This window comes from uncultured Sphingomonas sp., from assembly GCF_913778135.1.
Classification (GTDB): domain Bacteria; phylum Pseudomonadota; class Alphaproteobacteria; order Sphingomonadales; family Sphingomonadaceae; genus Sphingomonas.
The window spans coordinates 1-4,952 of record NZ_CAJYVU010000117.1 but is presented as its reverse complement, the minus strand read 5'-3'; the positions used below and the strand labels follow the sequence as shown (position 1 = coordinate 4,952).

Here is a 4,952-nt window from a genome sequence, read left to right as displayed (position 1 = left end):
GAGGGGTGGAAGGCGATCAACGAGTCGGACATGATCCTCAAGCCCGATCTCGACGCGGTCTACACCGACCCGTTCTCGGCGACCCCGATGCTGATCGTGTTCTGCGACATCGTCGAGCCGTCGACCGGCGAGGGCTATAGCCGCGACCCGCGCACTACCGCCAAGCGCGCCGAGGCCTATGTCGCGCAGACCGGGATTGGTGACACGGTGTACGTCGGCCCCGAGGCCGAATTCTTCATGTTCGACGATGTGCGCTTCGACACGTCGTACAACCAGTCGTATTTCAAGATCGACGACATCGAGCTGCCGACCAACACCGGACGTGAGTACGAGGGCGGCAACCTCGCGCACCGTCCGCGCGCCAAGGGCGGCTACTTTCCGGTCGCGCCGGTCGACTCGGCGGTCGACATCCGCGGCGAGATGGTGACGACGATGCTCGAGATGGGCCTGCCGTGCGACAAGCATCACCACGAGGTGGCGGCCGCGCAGCACGAACTCGGCCTAACCTTCGGCACGCTGACGCAGACCGCCGACCGAATGCAGATCTACAAGTACGTCGTGCACCAGGTCGCGCACGCGTACGGCAAGTCGGCAACGTTCATGCCGAAGCCGATCAAGGAAGACAACGGATCGGGAATGCACACGCACTTCTCGATCTGGAACGGCAAGGAGCCGCTGTTCGCGGGCAACGGCTACGCCGGGCTGAGCGACACCTGCCTCTACTTCATCGGCGGCGTCATCAAGCACGCCAAGGCGATCAACGCCTTCACCAACCCGACGACCAACAGCTACAAGCGGTTGGTGCCGGGCTACGAGGCGCCGGTGCTGCTCGCTTACTCCGCGCGCAATCGCTCGGCGTCGTGCCGTATCCCGTACGGCACCGGCCCGAAGTCGAAGCGCGTCGAGGTGCGCTTCCCCGACGCGATGGCGAACCCGTATCTCGCCTATGCCGCGCTGTTGATGGCCGGCTTGGACGGTATCCAAAACAAAATCCATCCCGGCGAGGCGATGGACAAGAACCTCTATGACCTTCCGCCCGCCGAATTGGCGGAAGTGCCGACCGTCTGCGCCAGCTTGCGCGAGGCGCTCGACAGCCTCATGGCGGATCATGACTTCCTGCTGAAGGGCGACGTGTTCACCAAGGATCAGATCGAGGCGTACGTCGAGCTCAAGTGGTCGGAGGTCGCCCGCTGGGAAATGACGCCGAGCCCGGTCGAGTTCGACATGTACTACAGCGCGTAAGGCTGGCGAGCCGCCAGCCGGTGCGAGCGGGCCGCTCGCATCCGCGCTGTCGGCCGGCCTCGCACCAGCAAGGACCGACGACGCGGCTTCGCCGCGGCGCTGCGACCATCAAGAAAAGGCGCTCGGAGCAATCCGGGCGCCTTTTCTCGTACGCAGACATAAGAGGCATCACCTCGGATCAAGTCAGGGGCGACGCGAGTAGCCCGAAGAAGCTCAGAAACTCAGCGCTGCCCTCGCCGCGATCCGGTCACCCGCGTTGTTCCGCGCCGCAAACGGCGACACCGCGCGCGTGTCGTCGATATCGGTGCCGGTATATTCCACCGTCAGCACCAGCGGCCCGGTCGCGTGCTGCACGCCGAACGACCAATCATAATAGGTGCCGCCCGGACGCAGCCGCGCCGCGCGAACGGAATCGCCGACCGCGCCGCTCGATCGCCCCGCGCTGGCGGTGAAGCTGAACGGCGTCAGCGGCACGCCGATGCGCCCACGCAGCGCGAGGTACAGGTTGCTGCCGCCGATCGCATCCTGCGACGGCGCGTAGCGCGCTTCGACACCCGCCTGCGCGGGACCGAGCGTGTAATTGGCGCTCGCACCGCCCTCGTAATAATCCAGCGGACCATCGCCGTTCGTAAACACGTGCCCGGTCGCGAACGCGTCGAGCCGGAAGCCGCCGACGAGCTGGCTGTAGCCGAGCGTCGGCTCGAACACCGCCTCGGCACCGCCGTGACGGGGATCGCCGCGTGTGGTCAGCACGCGCACGCCGATGTCGAACCCGTTCGACAGGTCGAGCCGCGCCGAGGCGGCGAGCGCTCCTCCACCGTCGCTCCAGCTGATTCCGCGGCGGCGCTCGTCGGTGGTCGCTTCGACGCTGGCGTGCGGCGTGACCTGCGCCTGCGCGGGCACGGAGGTCGCGGCGAGCAGCGCCCAGGCGACGAGAGCGGGTTTAGGCATCAACTATCCTTATATCTGTCCGAGTTCGGCGATCAGCGCCGCCCGGTCACGCGCCACAACCTGGACCAGGTGCACACGCATCCGCTCGCCCGTCGCTTTCGCTATGTCCGCATGAATACCCTTGGTCTGACTTTCGCACCACCCCGGGCGCGTGCCGCTCAGCCTCGCGGGAGCCTCAATCCGCCGCGTGACGACGCCGCCGCTATGGCGCATGACGGTCGACCGTGACGCGCGCCTGCCAGCGACAGCGCAGGGTCCGAGGCCTGCCCGGCGCGGAAACGCTGCCGACCTGCTGCATCTCGGTGTGCGACTGACCTTGGTAGGTCGCCTGGACGCGCGCCGGCGCAATCGAATTGCTCGTGATGGGTCAGCAGTACCGCATCGTGCGCGGTGAGCATTGCGGCGAACAAAATGGGCATGATCCTCTCCGACATGATCGGGCTTGAGCCCGTGAATTAGCCGAGATGATCCGCTCTCTGCCTGGCTTCAACATTGTGCCGGCAGGGACATCATTGGTAAGCTGCCAACCCTTCTTCGCTGGCCGAGCATTTCGTTACGGCCGCGACGCCTAAGGCACTGATCCACATCAACAACTTCATCGACGGCGGAACGCGCGTCTGATCTGCGCGCTTGTCGGGTTCCACGACGGAGGCTGGAATGACCGATAGCCGTGACGACGGTCCAACCGTGACCGCGAAGAAGAATTCCGATGAACTGACCGCAGCGACGGTCCCAAGCGCACAGGGCAGCAGCGCGGTCGCGCGCGCGGTGACGATCAACAAGCCGGTGGCGGAGGTGTACGCCTACTTCCGCGATTTCTCGAATCTTCCCTCGTTCATGGAGAACGTCGTCAGCATCGACACACCCGACGCGACACGCTCGCACTGGGTAGTGAAGGCGCCGGGCGGCACCACGGTCGAGTGGGACGCGCGCGTCACCGAGGACCAGCCAAACACGCTGATCGCCTGGACCAGCGAGGAAGGCGCCGACGTGCCGAACTCGGGCCGGGTGGAGTTCCGCGACGCAGGGCAGCGCGGCACGGTGGTGACTGCGACCATCCTCTACGATCCGCCCGGCGGTACGGTCGGCAAGCTGATCGCCAAGATGTTCCAGCGCGAACCCGCGATCCAGGCACGCCGAGATCTGCGCCGGTTCAAGCAACTGATGGAAGCCGGCGAGATCGCAACGCCGGCGATGAACCGCAAGCAATTCGAGGAGATGGGGTTGTGAGAGCGCTCACTTGGCACGGCAAACATGACGTGCGCGTCGACACCGTCGACGATCCCGGCATCGTCAACCCGCGCGATTGCATCATCAAGGTGACCTCAACCGCAATTTGCGGCTCGGACCTCCACCTCTACGACGGGTATATTCCGACGATGAAGGCGGGCGACATCCTGGGTCACGAATTCATGGGCAAGGTGGTCGAGGTCGGCGCCAAGTCGACGCTCAAGAAAGGCCAGCGCGTCGTGGTGCCGTTCACGATTGCGTGCGGCAGCTGCTATCATTGTGGGAAGCACCAATATTCCGCCTGTGACAACGGCCTGCCGGCGGACAATCAGGACATCGCGCAGGAGCTGTACGGCCACCCAATGGCCGGACTATTCGGCTACAGTCACATGACCGGCGGCTATGCCGGCGGGCAGGCGGAATACGTCCGCGTGCCGTTCAGCGACGTCGGCCCTATCGTCATCCCGGACGGCATTGAGGACGACAAGGTGCTGTTCCTGTCCGACATCTTGCCTACGGGGTGGATGGCGGCGGAGAATGCCGACATCGAACCCGGCGACACGGTCGCGGTCTGGGGCTGCGGACCCGTCGGCCTGTTCGCGGTGCAATCGGCGTTCCTGATGGGCGCCGAGCGCGTGATCGCGATCGATCATTTCCCGCGCCGGCTCGAGCTCGCGCGCAAGTTCGGCGCGGAGACGCTCAACTTCGATCAGACCGACATCTACGACGCGCTGATGCTGATGACCGGCGGGATCGGCCCCGATGCGGTGATCGACTCGGTCGGACTCGAATCGCACGGCCTCTACGTCGACAATGTCGTCGACCAGATCAAGACATCGACCTTTCTCGGCACCGATCGCCCGCACGCCAATCGTCAAGCGATCATTGCGTGCCGCAAGGGCGGGCGCGTGTCGATGCCCGCGGTCTATGGCGGCTTCGTCGATAAATGGCCGCTGGGCGCGTTCATGGAAAAGGGCCTGACGCTCAAAACCGGGCAGACCCACGTCCAGCATTACCTGCCGGGGCTACTGCAGGCAATCATCGACGGGAAGATCGACACCACGTTCCTCATATCGCACCGGATGGACCTCGAAGACGCGCCGACCGGCTATCAAAAGTTCCACGACGAGCAGAACGACTACACCAAGATCGTGCTCAAGCCCGGCCTGAACGGCTGAACAGGAGAGACAAAATGGCAGACAAATTCGCCATCATCACCGGCGCGTCGACCGGGATCGGGTTCGAACTGGCGACACTCGCCGCCAAGAATGGCTACGATATCCTCGTCGTCGCCGACGAGCCGTTGGTCAACGACGCCGCGCGCGATTTTAAGCAGTTCGGCACCGATGTACAGGCGGTGGAGGCCGATCTAGCCACCATCGAGGGCGTCGACACGCTGCTAGCCGCCGCGAACGGCCGCCGCATCGACGTGCTGTGCGCCAACGCCGGTCGCGGGCTCGGCCACGGCTTTCTCGACCAGAAGGTCGATGACTGGCGCCACGTGGTCGACACCAACATCACCGGCACCG

The 4,952-nt window shown here is 64.9% G+C and carries 5 protein-coding genes; 4 read left to right on the top strand and 1 reads right to left on the bottom strand.

What is annotated here, in order from left to right:
- Window positions 1–1,242 (top strand): type I glutamate--ammonia ligase (gene glnA / locus QZ847_RS10890; RefSeq protein ID WP_294356447.1); only part of this gene is annotated, 1,242 nt, incomplete at its 5' end.
- Between the two features lie 213 nt (window positions 1,243–1,455).
- Here glnA and QZ847_RS10885 read toward each other — a convergent pair.
- Window positions 1,456–2,193: a TorF family putative porin gene (locus QZ847_RS10885; protein WP_294356445.1), complete on the bottom strand. Its 738-nt coding sequence runs from the start codon at window positions 2,191–2,193 to the stop codon at window positions 1,456–1,458.
- A gap of 657 nt (window positions 2,194–2,850) precedes the next feature.
- Here QZ847_RS10885 and QZ847_RS10880 point away from each other — a divergent pair.
- The 3 genes from QZ847_RS10880 to QZ847_RS10870 all read left to right on the top strand — a co-directional run.
- On the top strand, window positions 2,851–3,423 hold the full coding sequence (locus QZ847_RS10880) for an SRPBCC family protein (protein ID WP_294356442.1): 573 nt from the start codon (window positions 2,851–2,853) through the stop codon (window positions 3,421–3,423).
- On the top strand, window positions 3,420–4,601 hold the full coding sequence (locus QZ847_RS10875) for a zinc-dependent alcohol dehydrogenase (protein ID WP_294356439.1): 1,182 nt from the start codon (window positions 3,420–3,422) through the stop codon (window positions 4,599–4,601). The genes QZ847_RS10880 and QZ847_RS10875 overlap by 4 nt, the downstream gene beginning before the upstream one ends.
- 14 nt (window positions 4,602–4,615) lie before the next feature.
- Window positions 4,616–4,952, top strand: a 337-nt coding sequence (locus QZ847_RS10870) for an SDR family NAD(P)-dependent oxidoreductase (RefSeq protein WP_294356438.1), incomplete at its 3' end; no start/stop codon positions are given.

What these genes read in the sequence shown, in the direction of transcription:
- QZ847_RS10880 (WP_294356442.1), top strand. Translation starts at nt 2,851, where the DNA reads ATGACCGATAGCCGTGACGACGGTCCAACCGTGACCGCGAAGAAGAAT.
- QZ847_RS10885 (WP_294356445.1), bottom strand. Translation starts at nt 2,193, where the DNA reads ATGCCTAAACCCGCTCTCGTCGCCTGGGCGCTGCTCGCCGCGACCTCC.